Here is a 19,781-nt window from a genome sequence, read left to right as displayed (position 1 = left end):
ACTCCGCCGGGGCCGGGAGAGGGTCGAGGCCCCCGCCTGTGCAGGACAGGACCGGCGTCCCAGCCCGGCCGGCACAGGACCGACGCCCCCGGCCCCGGCCGGCACAGGACCGGTGTCCCCGCCCGGCCGGCACATGACCCACGCTCCCGCCTCCGCCGGGGCCGGGACAGGACGCCCTCCGCCGGGCCGGGACAGGACCGACGTCCTCCGCCCGGGCCGGGACAGGGCCGAGGCACTCCGCCGGGGCCGGGAGAGGGTCGAGGCCCCCGCCTGTGCAGGACAGGACCGGCGTCCCAGCCCGGCCGGCACAGGACCGACGCCCCCGGCCCGTGCAGGACAGGACCAACGCCCCCGCCCGGCCACCACAGGACCGACGCCCCCCGCCCGTGCAGGACAGGACCAACGCCCTCGCCCGGACGCCACAGGACCCACGCCCCCCGCCCGGGCCGGGCAGGGCCCGTGTCCTCGGCCCGGCGGGCCGCAGCGCTGAGGCCCCCGTCCGGGCAGGACAGGGGCCTCGGGGCCGGCGCCTCGGTTACTTCACCGGTTCGGGCTCCGGCTCGCTCTCGGTGTCCGCCGTGCCCTCCGGGGTGACCGGGGTCCTGACGGAGTCGAGGAGGAGCTGGGCGACGTCCACGACCTGGACGGACTCCTTGGCGGTGCCCTCGTTCTTGCGGCCGTTGACCGAGTCGGTGAGCATGACCAGGCAGAACGGGCAGGCGGTGGAGACGATGTCCGGGTTGAGGGAGAGGGCCTCGTCGACGCGCTCGTTGTTGATGCGCTTGCCGATCCGCTCCTCCATCCACATCCGGGCGCCGCCGGCGCCGCAGCAGAAGCCGCGCTCCTTGTGGCGGTGCATCTCCTCGTTGCGGACGCCCGGGACGGCGGCGATGATCTCGCGCGGCGGCGTGTAGATCTTGTTGTGGCGGCCCAGGTAGCAGGGGTCGTGGTAGGTGATGATGCCCTCGACCGGGGTCACCGGGACCAGCTTGCCCTCGTCGACCAGGTGCTGGAGCAGCTGGGTGTGGTGGATGACCTCGTAGTCGCCGCCGATCTGCGGGTACTCGTTGCCGATCGTGTTGAGGCAGTGCGGGCAGGTGGCGACGATCTTCTTGGCCGACCTGGGCTTGCGGGACTCCTCGGTCACCTTGCCGTCGTCGTCCATCTCCTCGCCGAACGCCATGTTCAGGGCCATGACGTTCTCCATGCCGAGCTCCTGGAAGAGGGGCTCGTTGCCGAGGCGGCGGGCGGAGTCACCGGTGCACTTCTCGTCGCCGCCCATGATCGCGAACTTGACGCCCGCGATGTGCAGCAGCTCCGCGAAGGCCTTGGTGGTCTTCTTCGCGCGGTCCTCCAGGGCGCCGGCGCAGCCCACCCAATACAGGTACTCGACCTCGGTGAGGTCCTCGATGTCCTTGCCGACGACCGGGATCTCGAAGTCGACCTCCTTGAGCCACTCCAGGCGCTGCTTCTTCGCCAGGCCCCAGGGGTTGCCCTTCTTCTCCAGGTTCTTCAGCATCGTGCCCGCCTCGGACGGGAACGCCGACTCGATCATCACCTGGTAGCGGCGCATGTCGACGATGTGGTCGATGTGCTCGATGTCCACCGGGCACTGCTCCACGCAGGCGCCGCAGGTGGTGCAGGACCACAGGACGTCCGGGTCGATGACGCCGTTCTCCTCGGCGGTGCCGATCAGCGGGCGCTCGGCCTCCGCGAGGGCGGCGGCGGGGACCCCGGCCAGCTGCTCCTCGGAGGCCTTCTCCTCGCCCTCCACGGTCTTGCCGCCACCGGCCAGCAGGTAGGGCGCCTTGGCGTGCGCGTGGTCGCGCAGCGACATGATCAGGAGCTTGGGGGAGAGCGGCTTGCCGGTGTTCCAGGCGGGGCACTGCGACTGGCAGCGGCCGCACTCGGTGCAGGTGGAGAAGTCGAGCAGGCCCTTCCAGGAGAACTGCTCGACCTGGGAGACGCCGAAGACGTCGTCGTCACCGGGGTCGGTGAAGTCGATCGGCTTGCCGCCCGAGGTCATCGGCTGAAGTCCGCCGAGGGCCGTCCCGCCGGTCGCCTCGCGCTTGAACCAGATGTTCGGGAACGCCAGGAAGCGGTGCCAGGCCACACCCATGTTGGTGTTCAGCGAGACCACGATCATCCAGACGAACGAGGTCCCGATCTTGATCATGGCGACGAGGTAGACCAGGTTCTGCAGCGTCCCGACGCCCAGCCCCTTGAAGGCGAGGACCAGCGGGTACGACGCGAAGTACGACGCCTCGTAGTGGTCCACGTGGTGCAGGGCGCCCTCCAGGCCGCGCAGCACGTAGATCGCCAGGCCGATGGTCAGGATGACGTACTCGACGAAGTACGCCTGGCCCGACTTGGAGCCGGCGAAGCGGGACTTGCGGCCGGGCCGCGACGGCAGGCTCAGCAGCCGGATGACGATGAGGACGGCGATGCCCAGGATCGTCATCACGCCGATGAACTCGATGTACAGCTCGAACGGCAGGAAGCCGCCGATGACCGGCAGCACCCAGTCGGCCTGGAAGAGCTGGCCGAACGCCTGGGCCAGGGTCGGCGGCAGCGTGAGGAAGCCCACGGCCACGAACCAGTGGGCGACGCCCACGACGCCCCAGCGGTTCATGCGGGTGTGACCGAGGAACTCCCGCACCAGCGTCACGCTGCGCTGATACGGGTTGTCGGTCCGGGTGCCGGCGGGTACGGGCTGGCCCAGTTTGAAGTACCGGACGAACTGACCGACGGCGCGCGCGAGCAGGGCGACGCCGACCACGGTCAGGACCAGCGACACGATGATCGCGGCGAGTTGCATTTGGGGGCTCCTCGGGCCTGCGAGGGAGATTACTAAGCGGTAACTTACCCAGTCCGTCTGAGACTACCCGCATCCCTCGTCGCACTGTAGCCAGGCATGGAGTGATCTGAATCGCTGAGGGTTGCCTCATGAACGGAACGCGTTACCTCGCGAACGGAACGCGTTCCCTGACGAACCGAACGTGTTATTCGTACCAAATTGATAGATTCACGCCTAATTTAAGACCGTGCTCTACGGCATCGCCGCCGCTGTCGCGGCCCTCTTCCTCGCCTCGCTGCTCACGGCCGTCCTGCGCGTCCTCGCGCTGCGCCTCGGACTGCTCGACCGGCGCCGCCGCACCCGTTCCGTACCGCTGCTCGGCGGGGTGGCCGTCGTCCTCGCCACCCTCGCCGTCGCGGGCGCCGGCGAGTGGACCGGCGTCGCGCCGCTCGGCCCCGGCGTCGGCAGGCTCCTGGTCGCCGCGGGAGCGGTCGCCCTGCTCGGCCTGCTGGCCGACCTGTGGCGACTGCGGTCCCGGCTGCTGCTGTGCGGCGCGGCGGGAGCGGCGGCCTGCGTGGTGCCCTACGAGGCGGTCGGCGTCGTCGGCGGGGTGCTGGCCGTCGGCTGGATCGCCGCCGTCGCCGTGGCGTTCCGGGCCCTCGATCACGCGGACGCGCTGGTGGGGACCGTCGGAGTGGTGACCGCCTTCGGGGTGGGGGCGTGTGCGGCGGTCGAACTGATGGACGGGCTCGCGGTGCTGCTGAGCGTGCTGGCGGCGGCGCTGACCGGGTTCCTGATGCACAACTGGCCGCCCGCGCGGATCGCCTTCGGCGCGAGCGGGTCGCTCTTCACCGGGTTCGTGCTCGCCGCCGCGGTTGTGCTCACCCGTGCGGGGTACGCGCCCGGGAGTTCGGCGGGCCCGCTGTTCGCGTTCACCGCCGTGGTGAGCGCCGACGTCCTGCTCGTGGTGCTGGTGCGGCGGCTCTCGGGGCGGCCCGGCCCCGACCATCTGGCCCACCGGCTGCGCCGGCTGGGGCTCACCCCCCAGGGGGTGACCGTGGTGCTCGGCGCCCTCGCCTTCGCCGGGGCGCTCGTCGGCGTCCTGGTGCACACGGGGTGGGCCGGCCCGGTCGCCGTCCTCGGTGTCGCGGGCGCCGCGCTGCTCCTCGTACTGGGACTGTCGAGGGTGAAATCGCGCGGTCGGTTGACGGGAACCTCGGCGGGCTCTGCCGCGTCCTTGCAGGTCACAGGGCACCTGCGTGTAAGGAACGGATAAGAGTTGAGTCCGTGCGACTCAGGTCTGTTGACCCCGGCGCGGGCGTCATGCACACTTGAGCCTGTTCCACTCAAGTCAGCTGGAGGAATCAACCATGGCACGTGCGGTCGGCATCGACCTGGGCACGACTAACTCCGTCGTCAGCGTTCTGGAGGGCGGCGAGCCCACCGTCATCACCAACGCCGAGGGTGCCAGGACCACGCCGTCCGTCGTCGCCTTCGCCAAGAACGGCGAGGTGCTGGTCGGCGAGGTGGCCAAGCGCCAGGCAGTGACCAACGTCGACCGGACCATCCGGTCGGTCAAGCGTCACATGGGCACGGACTGGAAGATCGAGCTCGACGGGAAGCCCTTCAACCCGCAGCAGATCAGCGCCTTCGTCCTGCAGAAGCTGAAGCGCGACGCGGAGGCCTACCTGGGCGAGAAGGTGACCGACGCGGTCATCACCGTCCCGGCGTACTTCAACGACGCCGAGCGGCAGGCCACCAAGGAGGCCGGTGAGATCGCCGGTCTGAACGTCCTGCGCATCGTCAACGAGCCGACGGCCGCCGCCCTGGCGTACGGCCTCGACAAGGACGACCAGACCATCCTGGTCTTCGACCTCGGTGGCGGCACGTTCGACGTCTCGCTGCTGGAGATCGGCGACGGTGTCGTCGAGGTGAAGGCCACCAACGGTGACAACCACCTCGGTGGTGACGACTGGGACCAGCGCGTCGTCGACTACCTGGTGCAGCAGTTCAAGTCCGGCCACGGCGTGGACCTGGCCAAGGACAAGATGGCGCTGCAGCGTCTGCGCGAGGCCGCCGAGAAGGCGAAGATCGAGCTGTCCTCCTCGACGGAGACCTCGATCAACCTCCCCTACATCACCGCCTCCGCCGAGGGTCCCCTGCACCTCGACGAGAAGCTCACCCGCGCCCAGTTCCAGCAGCTGACCGCGGACCTGCTGGAGCGCTGCAAGACGCCGTTCCACAACGTCATCAAGGACGCCGGCATCCAGCTCGGCGAGATCGACCACGTGGTCCTCGTCGGTGGCTCCACCCGCATGCCCGCCGTCGCCGAGCTCGTCAAGGAGCTGACCGGCGGCAAGGACGCCAACAAGGGCGTCAACCCGGACGAGGTCGTCGCCATCGGCGCCGCCCTCCAGGCCGGTGTCCTCAAGGGTGAGGTCAAGGACGTCCTGCTCCTCGACGTCACCCCGCTGTCCCTCGGTATCGAGACCAAGGGCGGCATCATGACCAAGCTGATCGAGCGCAACACGACGATCCCGACCAAGCGTTCGGAGATCTTCACCACCGCCGAGGACAACCAGCCCTCCGTGCAGATCCAGGTCTACCAGGGCGAGCGCGAGATCGCGGCGTACAACAAGAAGCTCGGGATGTTCGAGCTGACCGGTCTGCCCCCGGCGCCCCGCGGCGTCCCGCAGATCGAGGTCGCCTTCGACATCGACGCCAACGGCATCATGCACGTCACGGCGAAGGACCTCGGCACCGGCAAGGAGCAGAAGATGACCGTCACCGGCGGCTCCTCGCTGCCGAAGGACGAGGTCGACCGGATGCGCCAGGAGGCCGAGCAGTACGCGGAGGAGGACCACCGCCGCCGCGAGGCCGCCGAGTCCCGCAACCAGGGCGAGCAGCTCGTCTACCAGACCGAGAAGTTCCTCGCGGACAACGAGGACAAGGTCCCCGGTGAGATCAAGACCGAGGTCGAGGCCGCCGTCGCCGAGCTGAAGGAGACGCTCAAGGGCGAGGACACCGCCGAGATCCGCACCGCCACGGAGAAGGTCGCGGCCGTCTCCCAGAAGCTGGGCCAGGCCATGTACGCCGACGCCCAGGCGTCGCAGGCGGCCGCGGGCGGCGCGTCCGAGCAGCCCAAGGCCGACGACGACGTGGTCGACGCCGAGATCGTGGACGACGAGCGCAAGGACGGTGCCGCGTGACGGAGGAGACCCCGGGCTTCGAAGAGAAGCCCGACGTCCCCTCCGGCGCCACTCCTGACGACGCCGAGCCGCAGGCCGCCACCCCCTCCCCGGAGGAGGGGGCGGCCCCGGCCGGGGACGCGAACCAGACAGCGGCCCTGGTGGCCCAGCTGGACCAGACGCGCACCGCGCTCACCGAGCGCACCGCGGACCTCCAGCGGCTCCAGGCCGAGTTCCAGAACTACCGCCGCCGGGTCGAGCGCGACCGGATCACCGTCAAGGAGATCGCGATCGCGAACCTCCTGACGGAACTCCTGCCCGTGCTCGACGACATCGGGCGGGCCCGGGAACACGGCGAGCTGGTCGGCGGCTTCAAGTCCGTCGCCGAGTCGCTGGAGACCGTGGCGGCCAAGATGGGCCTCCAGCAGTTCGGCAAGGAGGGCGAGCCCTTCGACCCGACGATCCACGAGGCCCTGATGCACTCGTACGCGCCGGACGTCACGGAGACGACCTGCGTCGCGATCCTCCAGCCGGGGTATCGCATCGGCGAGCGCACCATCCGCCCCGCGCGGGTGGCGGTCGCCGAGCCCCAGCCGGGCGCGCAGACCGTGAAGCCCGCCGAGGAGGGCGACGCGCAGGCCGACGACAAGGAGAGCGGTGGCCCGGACGAGGGCTGACGTTGAACGGATGAGAGAGGAGGGACGTCGAGGATGAGCACCAAGGACTTCATCGAGAAGGACTACTACAAGGTCCTCGGCGTCCCCAAGGACGCCACCGAGGCCGAGATCAAGAAGGCGTACCGCAAACTCGCCCGCGAGTTCCACCCGGACGCCAACAAGGGCAACGTCAAGGCCGAGGAGCGCTTCAAGGAGATCTCCGAGGCGAACGACGTCCTCGGTGACCCCAAGAAGCGCAAGGAGTACGACGAGGCGCGCACCCTGTTCGGCAACGGCGGCTTCCGCCCGGGGCCGGGCGCGGGCGGCGGCTCGTTCAACTTCGACCTGGGCGACCTCTTCGGAGGCGCCCAGGGCCAGGGCCAAGGAGCCGGCGGCTTCGGCGGCGGACTCGGTGACGTCTTCGGGGGCCTGTTCAACCGGGGCGGAGCGACGACCGGCACCCGGACCCAGCCGCGGCGCGGCCAGGACATCGAGTCCGAGGTCACCCTCAGCTTCACCGAGGCGATCGAGGGCGCGACGGTCCCGCTGCGGATGTCCTCGCAGGCGCCGTGCAAGGCCTGTTCCGGCACCGGCGACGCCAACGGCACACCGCGGGTGTGCCCGACGTGCGTCGGCACCGGACAGGTGGCGCGCGGCTCCGGCGGAGGCTTCTCGCTGACCGACCCGTGCCCCGACTGCAAGGGCCGCGGTCTGATCGCGGAGAACCCCTGCGAGGTCTGCAAGGGCAGCGGACGCGCCAAGTCCTCACGGACGATGCAGGTGCGCATCCCGGCCGGCGTCTCGGACGGCCAGCGGATCCGGCTGCGCGGCAAGGGCGCGCCCGGCGAGCGGGGCGGCCCGGCGGGCGACCTGTACGTGGTCGTCCACGTCAAGGAGCACCCGGTGTTCGGCCGCAAGGGCGACAACCTCACCGTCACCGTCCCCGTGACGTTCACGGAGGCGGCCCTCGGCGGCGAGGTCAGGGTGCCGACCCTGGGCGGTCCGCCGGTCACCCTGAAGCTGCCCCCGGGCACGCCCAACGGCCGTACGATGCGGGCCCGGGGCAAGGGCGCGGTCCGCAAGGACGGCACCCGAGGGGACCTGCTGGTCACCGTCGAGGTGAGTGTTCCGCAGGACCTGACGGGGAAGGCTCGAGACGCACTGGAGGCGTATCGCGAGGCCACCGCGGGTGAGGATCCGCGGGCGGAGCTGTTCCAGGCCGCGAAGGGAGCATGAGTCAGCCATGGACATCAACGGCCGTCGACGCAACCCCTATGAGCTGACCGAGGAGACCCCGGTCTACGTCATCTCGGTGGCGGCCCAGCTGTCCGGCCTGCACCCGCAGACGCTGCGCCAGTACGACCGGTTGGGCCTGGTGTCTCCGGACCGCACGGCCGGCCGCGGCCGCCGTTACTCGGCCCGTGACATCGAACTGCTCCGTCAGGTGCAGCAGTTGTCGCAGGACGAGGGCATCAACCTGGCCGGCATCAAACGCATCATCGAACTGGAGAACCAGGTCGCGGCACTTCAGTCCCGCGTCGCGGAGCTCCAGGGCGCCCTGGACGGCGCGGCCGCGGCGATGCAGCAGCGGGAGGCGGCGGTGCACGCCTCCTACCGCCGCGACCTGGTGCCGTACCAGGAGGTGCAGCAGACCAGCGCGTTGGTGGTGTGGCGGCCGAAGCGACAGCAGCAGGGCGACTGACGCGGCGCGCGACGAGAACCACCGGACCGCGCGAAGGGGCCGGGAGAACAGCCGACAGGCTGTTCTCCCGGCCCCTTCGCTTCCCTGGCCGGGTTCGTTCGCTCCTCTGTCGGGTTCGGGCGCGCTTCGCGCGCGCCGGTGATCACGAACTGTGAGCAAAGGGAGTGGTTGTACGGGTCCGCGTCCACGCCCCAACTCCTCGTGAATGGAGGGGTCGTAAAGGGTCCAGGGAGGGAGTTTCGCGGTGTGTTCACAGGCTAAGCGGAACGTGATGTTGCCATCTCGTTAAGTGATTTCGCTTGACGCTGGGGGGCGCCGACGCGTTGGCTTTTCAGTCATCCGGGCCGCAGCGCCGCGGCCACCTCGGGAAGCAGCAGAAGTGGGCTCATCCATGCGTCGTCGTATCGCCATATCCGTGGTCGCCTCGTCGTTGACCCTGTCGTTGGCAGGCTGTGGCGTGCTGGGGGCGACGGGCGACAGCAGCGACGCCAGCCCCACCAAGGGCAACGACATCACCGTCGGCCTGCTGCTGCCGGAGACGGCCAACTCGCGCTACGACGACTTCGACCACCCGATCATCAAGGAGCGCGTGGCCGAGCTCACCAAGAACCAGGGCGAGGTCCGGTACGCCAACGCCGACGCGGACGCCAACAAGCAGGCGAGCCAGATGCAGCAGATGATCGACGAGCAGGTCGACGTCATCCTGCTGGACGCCGTGGACGCGCACGCCATCGCGGGCAGCGTGGAGAAGGCCAAGGAGGCGGGCATCCCGGTCATCGCCTACGACCGGCTCGCCGAGGGGCCCATCGACGCGTACATCTCCTTCGACAACGAACTCGTCGGCGAGGTCCAGGGCCGGTCCCTGGTGGACGCGCTGGGCCCCGAGATCGACAGCTCCGACAAGATCGTCATGATGAACGGCTCGCCCACCGACCCGAACGCCAAGCAGTTCAAGCAGGGCGCGCTGTCGGAGCTGACCGGCAAGGTGACGATCGCCCAGAGCTTCGACACCAAGGACTGGAAGCCGGAGAACGCCCAGGCCAACATGGCCGCGGCGATCACCCAGATCGGCAAGGACAACATCGCCGCCGTGTACTCCGCCAACGACGGCATGGCGGGCGGCGTCATCAAGGCCCTGGAGGCGGCCGGCGTGACCGATCTGCCGCCGATCACCGGGCAGGACGCCGAACTCGCGGGCGTCCAGCGGATCGTCTCCGGCGAGCAGTACATGAGCGTCTACAAGTCCTACCCGCAGGAGGCCCAGGCCGCCGCGGAGATGGCTGTGGCCAAGGTGCAGAGCAGGGACATCCAGTTCGACGCCCTCGCCCGTGACCGGGTCGACAGCCCCACCCACAAGGGCATCCCGGCCCAGCTGGTGTCGGTGGTCGCGCTGACCCGGGACAACATCATGGACACGGTCGTCGCGGACGGCATCCACAAGGTCGCGGACATCTGCACGGCCGAGTACGAGGACGCCTGCGCGGAGCTTCAGATCAAGTAGCGGGCGGGCCCGTCGCTCGGGTGGGTGGAGGGGTGGTTCGCGCTCGGAGCGCGCCACCCCTTCGGTCATTCTTCCGGTCATTCTCGCGGCCGCGGTCCGGGCCGCGCGGCCGGGCGGGCCCGGCCTTGGCGGGGCCTGGACACACCACCGTCGAGTTGTTGCAAGGTGACGGACGGGGGGAGGGAGATTTCTGGCCATACCGTCGGTTTCCCGCGGTCACCCTGGAGGGAGCCGTGTTGCGGACCAGGTCCGGTCCGCGCATAGTTGCGCTGCGGAAGAGGCTGGAACCGGGGGTGGAATGGGCCATGGCCGGGCACGGGACGGACGAGCATCCGCATGGTGCTGACCGACTGTGCGAGGCCGGGGATCGCGTGTATTCCCGGGCCGTACGGCGAGGCCGTGTGCCGCGCCGCGACGCGGAGCCGGTGCCCTGTCTGCTGGAACTCGCCCTGCTGCACCCCGACCCCGACGACATGGACTGGCTCGTCCCGACCTCTCCGCAGGAGGTCATGACCCGGCTGCTGCGCGGGGTGTACGACGAGATCAGCGTCAGCCAGCGCCGGATGGGATCGGCCGTCGCGGCCTTCGAGTGGTACGCCGGACTGGGCGGCCAGGCCCCGTCCTCCGAGGGCGTGGCGATCCGGGTCCTGGACGGACCCTCCCGCATCCAGGCCGCGCTGGACGAGGCCACGGCGGCCTGCGCGACCGAGGTGCTCACCGTGCAGCCCGGGGGCATCCGGCGCGAACACGAACTGTCGGAGGGCCTGCACCGGGCGCTGGCGCTGCGGGGGCGGGGCGTGCGGATGCGCGACCTGTACAACCACGTCGCGCGGCACGGCCAGGGCCTGCTGAACTACCTGGAGCTGATGGGCGACGCGGTCGAGGCCCGGACGTTGGACGAGGTCATCGACCGACTGATCCTCTTCGACCGCACGGTCGCCTTCATCCCGGCCAACGCCGAGCGCACGATGGCCCTGGAACTGCGGCACCCCGCCCTGGTGGAGTACCTGGTGACGGTCTTCGAGCGGTTGTGGCGGCTGGCGATCCCGCTCACCGCGGCGCTCCCCGACACCGGCATCGAGGGCATCTCCCACCGCGAGCAGTCGATCGCGGCGCTGCTGGCGGAGGGGCACCAGGACGCCGTGATCGCGGAGCGGCTCGGCATCAGCGTCCGTACCTGCCGGGCCCACATCGCCCGCCTGTCGGAGACGCTCGGGGCGGCGAGCCGGACGCAACTGGGCGTCCGGATAGCGCAGGTCGGCCTGGACGGCCCCGCACGGCCGCTGTCCGCCGCCGAGCTCACCCTTCCCGACCAGGGCTCCCCGACGGCCCGCTGAGGCCCGTGACGGCCCCGCTCCCGGCCTCTTCGGCGCCCTGGCAGCCGCTCAGGGCCCTCAGGCCCCCGCTTCTCACTGTCCCCGTTCCAGCATCCCCGACTGTGCGATGAGATAGCCCAGCTGGGCGCGGCTGCCGCTGCCCAGGGCGGTGGCGAGCTTGGCTATGTGGGCCCGGCAGGTGCGGACGTTCATTCCCAGCCGCCGGGCGATGGCCTCGTCGACGTGGCCCTCCACGAGCAGCTTGGCGATGGAGTACTGGACCTCGGAGATGCCGTCGGGCGCGGTCTCGTAGGGGGCGCCGGCACTGAGCGGGACCGCTCGGCTCCACATGAACTCGAAGACCTTGATCAGGTAGCTCACCAGTCCGGGGTGGCGCAGTTCCAGGGCGACCTGGCGGTCGTCGCGGACCGGGATGAAGGCCACGCTCTCGTCGCAGATGATGAGCCGCTCGACCAGTTCGTCGATGGTGCGGTACTCCGCCTTCCCGTCGGCGAACTGTTCCATGTAGGCGAGGCGTTCGGGGCTGTAGCGGGCGGTGTGCTGGTACAGCGTCCGGATCCGCACCCCGCGCTCGATGAGCGTGCGATCGCGTTCCATCGCCTCGATGAGCCGGTTCTCGGGGCGCTTGCCGCGGCTCGGCTGCACCGTGAGCACCTCGGACCGGCACTGGGCGGTGGCCAGGTCGAGCGCGTCGTTGATCCGGTCCAGGCCCTCCAGGACGGTGATCGAGTGCGCGGGTGTGATCTGCTGGGCGCTCAGGGCCATGAACGGCTCGAAGGCGTCCGCGAGTTCGATGGACGTCCGCCGGCGCTCGGTGATCTCGCGCTCAATGGGATTGAGCCGTTGGGCCAGGGCGACGGACGGCGGCAGCGGCAGCAGCCAGTTCGGGTCGTCCGGATCGGGGTGGAGCAGCGCGAACTCCATCAGGCAAGGCGCGGCTTCCACCTCCGTACGGGCGATACGTCCTGTACGGAGGGCGTTGGCATAGAGACGACCGCCTTCGTCACACAGCTCGGTCACCGCGTGAGGATGCGTCGCCTTCGTCCCATTCGATGCCAAATCTCCACCCCCCAGGGTCCTGAACATGCAGGAACATGATGCATCGATTGTGTGGCCATGACGTGCCTGAATGAGCCATCGTCTTATCCGACGGGGGAAGAGGGGACCTTCAAGTGAGGACGAAGCCGACTATGCGTAAGAGAATGCTTCGCTCGGTGCTTGTCGCCGCCTTCTCCGCCGTTGTGGCCTTCGGAACGCTGAGTGGCCTCTCTGGTGCGAAGAGTGATGCGGCGACGGACGTTGTGCGGTCAGCATCAGTGGTGTCCGGTGATGGAGACGCGCTGGCGTTCCCGGCTGACACCACCTGGGACTGACCATGACCACTCCACCCGACGATCGCTCCTTCCGTAGAGAGATGGCCACCGCCTACCGATCCGGCTGGCACTTCATCGACCTGGCCACCGCCATCCCCCACAGCGGTGACTCGTTGATGGTGACCGTGTTCGGTGAGCCCGTCGTCGTCACCAGGGACGACGACGACGATGTGCGGGCATACCGGTGCCTGCGGCGGCCTCGGGGGGCGCCGCAGCCGGTGCGGTGCGCCATCCGGTACGGAATGATCTTTGTGAACCTGGACCAGCGTGACCATCGTCTGGCGGAGCCGGAGCCGTCCGCCGCCATGACCATCTCGGCCACCCCCCGCAGTGCCTGACGCGATTCCCCCGTCGTAACAGATCGCTCAGGTGCTTCCCCCCGCAGCGGCGTCACCGTGACCTGAACACGGTGACCCCGCTGCAGTTTTTGCGGATTTTTCGCGCTATCCCGGTCTATCGCACCCCCGTTCGAGTGTGGCCGGAAAGAGCCGCTCGATGCCGATGGCGCGTTCCAGGCTTCCTCCGGGTACTCCATAGAGACCCCGGGTCGCTCCCACCTATGCCCTTGAGTGGAATAGACTCAACTTTGTGGAAGTTGCCTGAGTCAGTCGCTCACGCAAGGAGGAGAACGGACACGTGGACGCCGAGCTGACCAACCGGAGCCGGGACGCGATCAGCGCGGCCGGCAACCGGGCCGTGACCGAGGGGCACGCCGACCTCACCCCCGCGCACCTGCTGCTCGCTCTGCTCCAGGGGCGGGAGAACGAGAACGTCACCGACCTGCTGGCCGCGGCAGACGCCGACCAGGCGGCCGTACGGGCCGGCACCGAGAAGGTCCTCGCCCAGCTGCCCAGCGTGACCGGGTCGACGGTCGCGCCCCCGCAGCCCAACCGCGATCTGCTCGCCGTGATCGCGGACGCCCAGGCCAGGGCCCAGGAGCTCGGGGACGAGTACGTCTCGACCGAGCACCTGCTGATCGGGATCGCCGCCAAGGGCGGCGCCGCGGGCGAGGTGCTGACGCGCAACGGCGCCGACGCCAGGAAGCTGCTGGCCGCCTTCCGTACGGCCCGCGGGGGCCGACGGGTGACCAACGCCGACCCCGAGGGCTCGTACAAGGCCCTGGAGAAGTTCGGGACCGACTTCACCGCCGCCGCCCGCGAGGGCAAGCTCGACCCGGTCATCGGGCGGGACCAGGAGATCCGGCGGGTCGTGCAGGTGCTGTCCCGGCGGACCAAGAACAACCCCGTGCTGATCGGTGAGCCGGGTGTCGGCAAGACCGCCGTCGTCGAGGGGCTCGCCCAGCGGATCGTCAAGGGCGACGTGCCCGAGTCGCTGCGCAACAAGCGGCTCGTCGCGCTCGACCTCGGCGCCATGGTCGCCGGGGCGAAGTACCGCGGTGAGTTCGAGGAGCGTCTGAAGACCGTGCTCGCCGAGATCAAGGACTCGGACGGGCAGATCATCACGTTCATCGACGAGTTGCACACCGTCGTGGGCGCCGGGGCCGGCGGCGATTCGGCCATGGACGCGGGCAACATGCTCAAGCCCATGCTCGCCCGCGGTGAGCTGCGCATGGTCGGCGCCACCACCCTCGACGAGTACCGCGAGCGGATCGAGAAGGACCCGGCGCTGGAGCGCAGGTTCCAGCAGGTGCTGGTCGCCGAGCCCAGCGTCGAGGACACCATCGCCATCCTGCGCGGGCTCAAGGGGCGCTACGAGGCCCACCACAAGGTGCAGATCGCGGACAGCGCGCTGGTCGCCGCCGCCACCCTGTCGGACCGGTACATCACCTCACGCTTCCTGCCCGACAAGGCCATCGACCTCGTCGACGAGGCCGCCTCCAGGCTCCGGATGGAGATCGACTCCTCGCCGGTCGAGATCGACGAACTCCAGCGCGCCGTCGACCGGCTGAAGATGGAGGAGCTGGCCCTCAGCAAGGAGACCGACGCCGCCTCCCGCGAGCGTCTGGACAAGCTGCGCCGTGACCTCGCCGACAAGGAGGAGGAGCTGCGGGGCCTGAACGCCCGCTGGGAGAAGGAGAAGCAGTCCCTCAACCGGGTCGGTGCGCTGAAGGAGAAGCTCGACGAGCTGCGCGGGCAGGCCGAACGCGCCCAGCGCGACGGCGACTTCGACACCGCCTCCAAGCTGCTGTACGGGGAGATCCCGGGCGTGGAGCGGGACCTGGAGGCCGCCTCGGAGGCCGAGGAGGAGGCCGCCAAGGACACCATGGTCAAGGAGGAGGTCGGCTCCGACGACATCGCGGACGTCGTCGCCTCCTGGACCGGAATCCCGGCCGGCCGGCTGCTGGAGGGCGAGACGCAGAAGCTGCTGCGCATGGAGGACGAGATCGGGCGGCGGCTCATCGGGCAGACCGAGGCCGTACGCGCGGTGTCCGACGCCGTACGCCGCTCCCGGGCGGGCATCGCCGACCCGGACCGGCCCACCGGCTCCTTCCTGTTCCTCGGCCCCACGGGCGTCGGCAAGACCGAACTCGCGAAGGCGCTCGCCGACTTCCTCTTCGACGACGAGCGGGCCATGGTCCGCATCGACATGAGCGAGTACGGCGAGAAGCACAGCGTCGCCCGGCTCGTCGGCGCCCCGCCCGGGTACGTCGGCTACGAGGAGGGCGGACAGCTGACGGAGGCCGTGCGGCGCCGGCCGTACAGCGTCGTCCTGCTCGACGAGGTCGAGAAGGCGCACCCGGAGGTCTTCGACGTCCTGCTCCAGGTGCTGGACGACGGGCGGCTGACGGACGGCCAGGGGCGGACGGTCGACTTCCGCAACGCCATCCTGGTGCTGACCTCCAACCTGGGCAGCCAGTTCCTGGTGGACCCGATCAGCAGCGAGCAGGAGAAGAAGGAGCAGGTGCTGGAGGTGGTCCGGGCCTCGTTCAAGCCGGAGTTCCTCAACCGCCTCGACGACCTGGTCGTCTTCTCCGCGCTGAACAAGGACGAGCTGAGCCGGATCGCCCGGCTGCAGATCGACCGGCTGGCCCGGCGGCTCGCCGAACGCCGGCTCACCCTGGAGATCACCGACGCGGCGCTGGCCTGGCTCGCCGACGAGGGGATGGACCCGGCGTACGGGGCCCGCCCGCTGCGCCGTCTCGTCCAGAGCGCGATCGGCGACCGGCTCGCCAAGGAGATCCTCTCCGGCGAGATCAAGGACGGCGACACGGTACGGGTGGACACCTTCGAGGGCGGCCTGATCGTGGGACCGGCCACGGGCAAGACGCTGTAGCCGCCGCGCGGATGCTTCTCGGCGTCACGGACCGCGCGGCACCGTGAACGCCGAGAAGTACACCCGGACGGTGCCGGCGCCCTCCGGGTGCACGGCCACCCGCACCCCGTGCGCCTCCACGCCGTCGGGAAGACCGCCCGGGGAGCGGCCGAGGTCGAGGCACAGGACCGCGTCGGCGTCCGCGCAGTCGGTCCGCGGGGCCGGGGCGTCCGGGTAGGTGCGGGCCAGCCAGCCGCGCAGGTCCGCGCGGGGCAGCGGGAAGTCCGCCGCGAAGGCGGTGGTGATCCCGTGCGTCACCGCGCACGACGCGGTCCCGGCGTCGGGCGGCAACGCGGCCCCGCCGAAGCCGAGCACCCGCGCGCAGCTCGCCGTCCCGGGGGTGGGGCTGCCGGTGTCCTCGTCGCCGGTGAAGAGGAAGGCCACCACCACGGCCACCGCGAGGAGGCCCGTCAGCAGGGCCGGCACGGCCGCGATCGCCGCGAAGACGCCCCACCGCGTCCGGCCGCGCAGGACCGCCCCCGCCGTCGTCGCGATGTGCCGCTGTCCCGCCATGGCCCCGCCCCCGCCTCCCGGTACCGGCCGACCGGCCGGATCGCGTCCGCCGACGGCTGACAGACTACGGCGGGGCTTGCCACCCCCCTCCCCGCATGGGGGAGGATGGCGGAATCCGTACGAAGGGAAATTCACGGTGACCATCGACCCGTCCTCGATTCCGAACTTCGGGGGCAAGCCCCAGCCCGAGCCCCAAGGGCCGGCGGGCCCCGTCGTCCCGGATCAGGACCTTGTGAAGCAGCTCCTCGACCAGATGGAGCTGAAGTACGTCGTCGACGAAGAGGGCGACCTCGCGGCGCCGTGGGAGCAGTTCCGTACGTACTTCATGTTCCGCGGCGAGGGTGACCAGCAGGTCTTCTCGGTGCGGACGTTCTACGACCGCCCCCACCCGATCGACGAGAAGCCGCAGCTTCTGGAGTCCATCGACGACTGGAACCGGCGGACCCTGTGGCCGAAGGTCTACAGCCACACCCACGACGACGGCACGGTCCGTCTCATCGGCGAGGCCCAGATGCTGATCGGCACCGGGGTCAACCTGGAGTTCTTCGTCTCGTCGACGGTCAGCTGGGTGCGCGCGGCCATCGAGTTCGACCGCTGGCTGGTCGAGCAGCTCGGCCTGGAGAAGGAGATCAACGACTCGGACGAGCCCGAGGGCGACGAGTAGGACGGCCCAGAGCCCTTCGGGAGCCCGGTCAGGGCACCGGCCGCGACGGCCGGGTGCCTGGGCCGGGCTCTGCCGTGTCCGGGGGCCCGGGAGCGGTCAGGGGAGCCTGTCGCCGTCCCTGAGCCCGGTCCGCCTCACCCCGCGAGAGTCTTCAACCGCTGTACGGCCTCCTCCAGCACCGCCCGCTGCTTGCAGAACGCGAACCGTACGAACGGCGCCCCCGCCTCGCGGTGGTCGTAGAAGACGGCGTTCGGGATGGCGACGACGCCCGCGCGCTGCGGCAGGGCGCGGCAGAAGGCGATGCCGTCGCCCTCTCCGAGGGGGCGGATGTCGGTGGTGACGAAGTAGGTGCCGGCCGGCTTGAAGACCCTGAATCCCGCGTCCGCGAGGCCCGCCGACAGCAGATCCCGCTTGGCCAGCATGTCGTCGCGGAACCCGGTGAAGTACGCGTCCGGCAGCGCGAGGGCCTCCGCGACCGCGTACTGGAAGGGCCCCGACGCCACATACGTGAGGTACTGCTTCGCCGACCGCACCGCCGTCACCAGCCCCGGCACGGAGGTGATCCACCCGACCTTCCAGCCGGTGAACGAGAAGGTCTTGCCGGCGGACGAGATCGTCACCGTCCGCTCGCGCATACCGGGGAAGGCCGCCAGCGGCACGTGCACGGCGTCGTCGAAGACGAGGTGCTCGTACACCTCGTCGGTCACCACCAGCAGGTCACGCTCGACGGCGAGCTCGGCGATCGCGGTCAGCTCCGCGCGCGTGAGCACGGTGCCGGTCGGGTTGTGCGGGGTGTTGATCAGCAGCAGGCGGGTGCGGTCGGTGACGGCGGCGCGCAGCTCGTCGAGGTCCAGCCGGAACGAGGCGCCCCCCTCGCCGTCCGGCCGCAGGGTGACCGGTACCCGGGTGCCGCCCGCCATCGCGATGCACGCCGCGTACGAGTCGTAGTACGGCTCGAAGGCGATCACCTCGTCACCGGGCTCCACCAGCGCCAGCAGCGCTGCGGCGACGGCCTCGGTGGCGCCCGCGGTGACCAGGACCTCGGTGTCGGGGTCGTAGGACAGTCCGTAACGGCGCTCCTGGTGCGCCGCGACGGCGGTGCGCAGCTCGGGAACGCCGGGCCCCGGCGGGTACTGGTTGCCGCGCCCGTCGCGCAGGGCCCGTACGGCCGCCTCGCGGACCTCCTCGGGGCCGTCGGTGTCGGGGAAACCCTGGCCCAGATTGATCGAGCCCGTGCTCAGGGCCAGCGCGGACATCTCCGCGAAGATCGTCGTCCCGAACTCGGCGAGGCGGCGGTTGAGGAAGGGGCGCTCGGTGGAGGTCATGGCCGTCATCCTGCGCGCAAGCTCTGGAGTTCCTCAACTCTGCTTTGGGCCGGGCGGCGGCCGGGCATCCCCACCGCACGCAAGAGAACGAGGCGCCCACGGGGGGCCGCTTCGGGGGAAACGGAAGGAGGGTGACGCCATGGTCTTCGGCATCATCCTGGCGCTCTTCATGGCCTTCGTGCTCGTGTGCATCGTGGCCTCGGTCCGCAGTGGCAGGAGGACGGTGGGCAACCGCTCGCGCCGCGGCAGCGGCTCGTCCGACGGCGGCGGCGGCTGGTGGGCCGGCGGCGGGGACGGCGGGTCGGGCGGCGACTCCGGGGGCGGCAGCTCCTGCGGGGGCGGCGGCTCGTCCTGCGGAGGCGGCGGTGGATGCGGGGGAGGCAGCTGACACGGGGCAGCTGAGCTCCGGCAGGGGGAACCGCATCCCTGCCGCGCGGCGCCCGCCGGGCAGCGGTCCGGCCGGGCGCCGCCCGCGCGCCGTCCGTGCGCCGGGCCGTCGTGGTTCACGCTCGCTCCGGCGTACGCCAACCTCGCTCAGTCGTACGCCCTGGTTGAACAGTTGAGCTGACGAGCCCTCTGAGGGATGGAAACCGCACGAAGTTGGGTAAAAACGCTGTGGCGTAGCCAGAGTTCATGATTCCCTCTACATCACCAACGCGGCCCTCGGACGTCCTGCGGACCCCGCCACCGACCGGGCTCCTGACAGATCCGCCGGGCCGATCTCCCGGTGTCGACCGGGGTGCGCCGGACCCACCCCGCCTTTCTTTGCGTGCTAGCGGAGCCGACCCATGCTCACGACCCTGAACACCTCCTACACCGACACGCGCGCGGCCGACCTCGCCTGGGCGCTGGGCCGTGAACCACTGCCCGCTCTCGCCGCCCTCGACCTCGAACTGGAGGGCGCGAAGCTTCAGTTGCGCCTCCTCGGCGCGTCCCACCAGGTGCTCCTGGAGGAGGAGCGGAGCAGCTGCTCGGAGACGGTGGCGTGCATTCCGGGCAGCAGCACACCGCTGCCGCTCGGCGTCGCCAAGCGGGTGGGGGACTGGGAGTACGAGTTCGCCGCGCGCGTCGAGGCACTGTCACCCGGTTCCTTCGCGGGCCGCGCCCAGGAGTTGCTGGCCCTCGTCTCCGACCACCCCCACGGCCTGGTCGGTGTCTTCCCCGGCAGCCCGCACGCCTTCACGGCCCTGCTCGCCCAGCACCACGAGGGCCAGGTCCACTGGCGCACGTGGCACGCGTACCCCCAGGACGGCCAGTTGGTCGCGACCCGGACGCGGGTGGGGGTCCGGCCGGCGCCTCACCGGCCCCGGGCCTCCGCCACCAGCCTGTCCGGCGACTGAGGGAGCTTCCGGGCGGGCCCGAGGGGGCGGTGCGGGGGGCGCCGCCTCCTGCGGCGCCCGTTCAAACGCCGCGGGCCCCGACGGCGCGCGGTTCCACACGTGTGGGTGACGA

General features: G+C 70.5%; 16 protein-coding genes. 12 read left to right on the top strand and 4 right to left on the bottom strand.

Annotated elements, in window-relative coordinates:
• Window positions 1–535: 535 nt before the first annotated feature.
• Window positions 536–2,818, bottom strand: a complete 2,283-nt coding sequence (locus ACZ7LV_RS26460; protein WP_471942750.1) for a (Fe-S)-binding protein — start codon at window positions 2,816–2,818, stop codon at window positions 536–538.
• A 226-nt stretch (window positions 2,819–3,044) separates the two neighbouring features.
• Here ACZ7LV_RS26460 and ACZ7LV_RS26455 point away from each other — a divergent pair, with 226 nt between their 5' ends.
• The 7 genes from ACZ7LV_RS26455 to ACZ7LV_RS26425 all read left to right on the top strand — a co-directional run bounded on the left by ACZ7LV_RS26455 (window position 3,045) and on the right by ACZ7LV_RS26425 (window position 11,181).
• On the top strand, window positions 3,045–4,073 hold the full coding sequence (locus tag ACZ7LV_RS26455; protein WP_471942749.1) for an MraY family glycosyltransferase: 1,029 nt from the start codon (window positions 3,045–3,047) through the stop codon (window positions 4,071–4,073).
• Between the two features lie 94 nt (window positions 4,074–4,167).
• Window positions 4,168–6,006, top strand: coding sequence for a molecular chaperone DnaK (gene dnaK / locus ACZ7LV_RS26450; RefSeq protein ID WP_471942748.1), 1,839 nt, complete (start codon window positions 4,168–4,170; stop codon window positions 6,004–6,006).
• Window positions 6,003–6,662 (top strand): nucleotide exchange factor GrpE, encoded by a 660-nt coding sequence (gene grpE / locus ACZ7LV_RS26445; protein WP_471942746.1) that lies wholly within the window; start codon window positions 6,003–6,005, stop codon window positions 6,660–6,662. The genes dnaK and grpE overlap by 4 nt, the downstream gene beginning before the upstream one ends.
• 33 nt (window positions 6,663–6,695) lie before the next feature.
• Window positions 6,696–7,877 (top strand): molecular chaperone DnaJ, encoded by a 1,182-nt coding sequence (gene dnaJ / locus ACZ7LV_RS26440; RefSeq protein ID WP_471942745.1) that lies wholly within the window; start codon window positions 6,696–6,698, stop codon window positions 7,875–7,877.
• A 13-nt stretch (window positions 7,878–7,890) separates the two neighbouring features.
• A complete protein-coding gene (locus tag ACZ7LV_RS26435) occupies window positions 7,891–8,343 on the top strand; it encodes a heat shock protein transcriptional repressor HspR (RefSeq protein ID WP_365451339.1) in 453 nt (150 codons plus the stop codon).
• Window positions 8,344–8,734: 391 nt separating this feature from the next.
• Window positions 8,735–9,844 (top strand): substrate-binding domain-containing protein, encoded by a 1,110-nt coding sequence (locus tag ACZ7LV_RS26430; protein WP_471942743.1) that lies wholly within the window; start codon window positions 8,735–8,737, stop codon window positions 9,842–9,844.
• Window positions 9,845–10,149: 305 nt separating this feature from the next.
• Complete coding sequence (locus tag ACZ7LV_RS26425; protein ID WP_471942741.1) at window positions 10,150–11,181, top strand: helix-turn-helix transcriptional regulator; 1,032 nt, start codon at window positions 10,150–10,152, stop codon at window positions 11,179–11,181.
• A 72-nt stretch (window positions 11,182–11,253) separates the two neighbouring features.
• Here the strand turns inward: ACZ7LV_RS26425 and ACZ7LV_RS26420 are convergent, their stop codons facing one another.
• Window positions 11,254–12,267 carry a helix-turn-helix transcriptional regulator gene (locus tag ACZ7LV_RS26420; protein WP_471942740.1) on the bottom strand — a complete coding sequence of 338 codons (1,014 nt, stop codon included), beginning with the start codon at window positions 12,265–12,267 and terminating at the stop codon, window positions 11,254–11,256.
• 289 nt (window positions 12,268–12,556) lie between these two features.
• Here ACZ7LV_RS26420 and ACZ7LV_RS26415 point away from each other — a divergent pair, with 289 nt between their 5' ends.
• Together ACZ7LV_RS26415 and clpB are read left to right on the top strand one after the other, a co-directional pair.
• Window positions 12,557–12,892, top strand: a complete 336-nt coding sequence (locus ACZ7LV_RS26415; RefSeq protein WP_401675470.1) for a hypothetical protein — start codon at window positions 12,557–12,559, stop codon at window positions 12,890–12,892.
• A 298-nt stretch (window positions 12,893–13,190) separates the two neighbouring features.
• Complete coding sequence (gene clpB, locus ACZ7LV_RS26410) at window positions 13,191–15,788, top strand: ATP-dependent chaperone ClpB (protein ID WP_471942738.1); 2,598 nt, start codon at window positions 13,191–13,193, stop codon at window positions 15,786–15,788.
• Between the two features lie 24 nt (window positions 15,789–15,812).
• Here clpB and ACZ7LV_RS26405 read toward each other — a convergent pair whose 3' ends face one another.
• Window positions 15,813–16,340: a hypothetical protein gene (locus ACZ7LV_RS26405; RefSeq protein ID WP_471942736.1), complete on the bottom strand. Its 528-nt coding sequence runs from the start codon at window positions 16,338–16,340 to the stop codon at window positions 15,813–15,815.
• Window positions 16,341–16,476: 136 nt separating this feature from the next.
• On the opposite strand from ACZ7LV_RS26405, the gene ACZ7LV_RS26400 reads away from it, so the two are divergent.
• Complete coding sequence (locus ACZ7LV_RS26400; protein WP_401675476.1) at window positions 16,477–17,004, top strand: type III secretion system chaperone family protein; 528 nt, start codon at window positions 16,477–16,479, stop codon at window positions 17,002–17,004.
• Window positions 17,005–17,138: 134 nt separating this feature from the next.
• Here ACZ7LV_RS26400 and ACZ7LV_RS26395 read toward each other — a convergent pair whose 3' ends face one another.
• Window positions 17,139–18,338, bottom strand: a complete 1,200-nt coding sequence (locus ACZ7LV_RS26395) for a pyridoxal phosphate-dependent aminotransferase (protein ID WP_471942734.1) — start codon at window positions 18,336–18,338, stop codon at window positions 17,139–17,141.
• Between the two features lie 130 nt (window positions 18,339–18,468).
• On the opposite strand from ACZ7LV_RS26395, the gene ACZ7LV_RS26390 reads away from it, so the two are divergent.
• Together ACZ7LV_RS26390 and ACZ7LV_RS26385 are read left to right on the top strand one after the other, a co-directional pair.
• On the top strand, window positions 18,469–18,717 hold the full coding sequence (locus ACZ7LV_RS26390; RefSeq protein WP_471942733.1) for a hypothetical protein: 249 nt from the start codon (window positions 18,469–18,471) through the stop codon (window positions 18,715–18,717).
• Window positions 18,718–19,117: 400 nt separating this feature from the next.
• Window positions 19,118–19,669 (top strand): DUF2617 family protein, encoded by a 552-nt coding sequence (locus ACZ7LV_RS26385; RefSeq protein WP_471942731.1) that lies wholly within the window; start codon window positions 19,118–19,120, stop codon window positions 19,667–19,669.
• Window positions 19,670–19,781: the final 112 nt, after the last annotated feature.

Source organism: Streptomyces sp. NPDC107562 (genome assembly GCF_055657325.1).
The sequence above is the reverse complement of the archived record's forward strand: the minus strand, read 5'-3'. Positions and strand labels throughout refer to the sequence as shown.

Excerpts from the sequence above, each read along its gene's own strand:
- ACZ7LV_RS26460 (WP_471942750.1), bottom strand. The coding sequence starts at position 2,818 with ATGCAACTCGCCGCGATCATCGTGTCGCTGGTCCTGACCGTGGTCGGC.
- ACZ7LV_RS26390 (WP_471942733.1), top strand. The coding sequence starts at position 18,469 with ATGGTCTTCGGCATCATCCTGGCGCTCTTCATGGCCTTCGTGCTCGTG.
- ACZ7LV_RS26420 (WP_471942740.1), bottom strand. The coding sequence starts at position 12,267 with ATGTTCAGGACCCTGGGGGGTGGAGATTTGGCATCGAATGGGACGAAG.
- dnaK (WP_471942748.1), top strand. The coding sequence starts at position 4,168 with ATGGCACGTGCGGTCGGCATCGACCTGGGCACGACTAACTCCGTCGTC.
- ACZ7LV_RS26395 (WP_471942734.1), bottom strand. The coding sequence starts at position 18,338 with ATGACGGCCATGACCTCCACCGAGCGCCCCTTCCTCAACCGCCGCCTC.
- ACZ7LV_RS26415 (WP_401675470.1), top strand. The coding sequence starts at position 12,557 with ATGACCACTCCACCCGACGATCGCTCCTTCCGTAGAGAGATGGCCACC.
- ACZ7LV_RS26430 (WP_471942743.1), top strand. The coding sequence starts at position 8,735 with ATGCGTCGTCGTATCGCCATATCCGTGGTCGCCTCGTCGTTGACCCTG.
- dnaJ (WP_471942745.1), top strand. The coding sequence starts at position 6,696 with ATGAGCACCAAGGACTTCATCGAGAAGGACTACTACAAGGTCCTCGGC.
- ACZ7LV_RS26385 (WP_471942731.1), top strand. The coding sequence starts at position 19,118 with ATGCTCACGACCCTGAACACCTCCTACACCGACACGCGCGCGGCCGAC.
- ACZ7LV_RS26425 (WP_471942741.1), top strand. The coding sequence starts at position 10,150 with ATGGCCGGGCACGGGACGGACGAGCATCCGCATGGTGCTGACCGACTG.
- ACZ7LV_RS26405 (WP_471942736.1), bottom strand. The coding sequence starts at position 16,340 with ATGGCGGGACAGCGGCACATCGCGACGACGGCGGGGGCGGTCCTGCGC.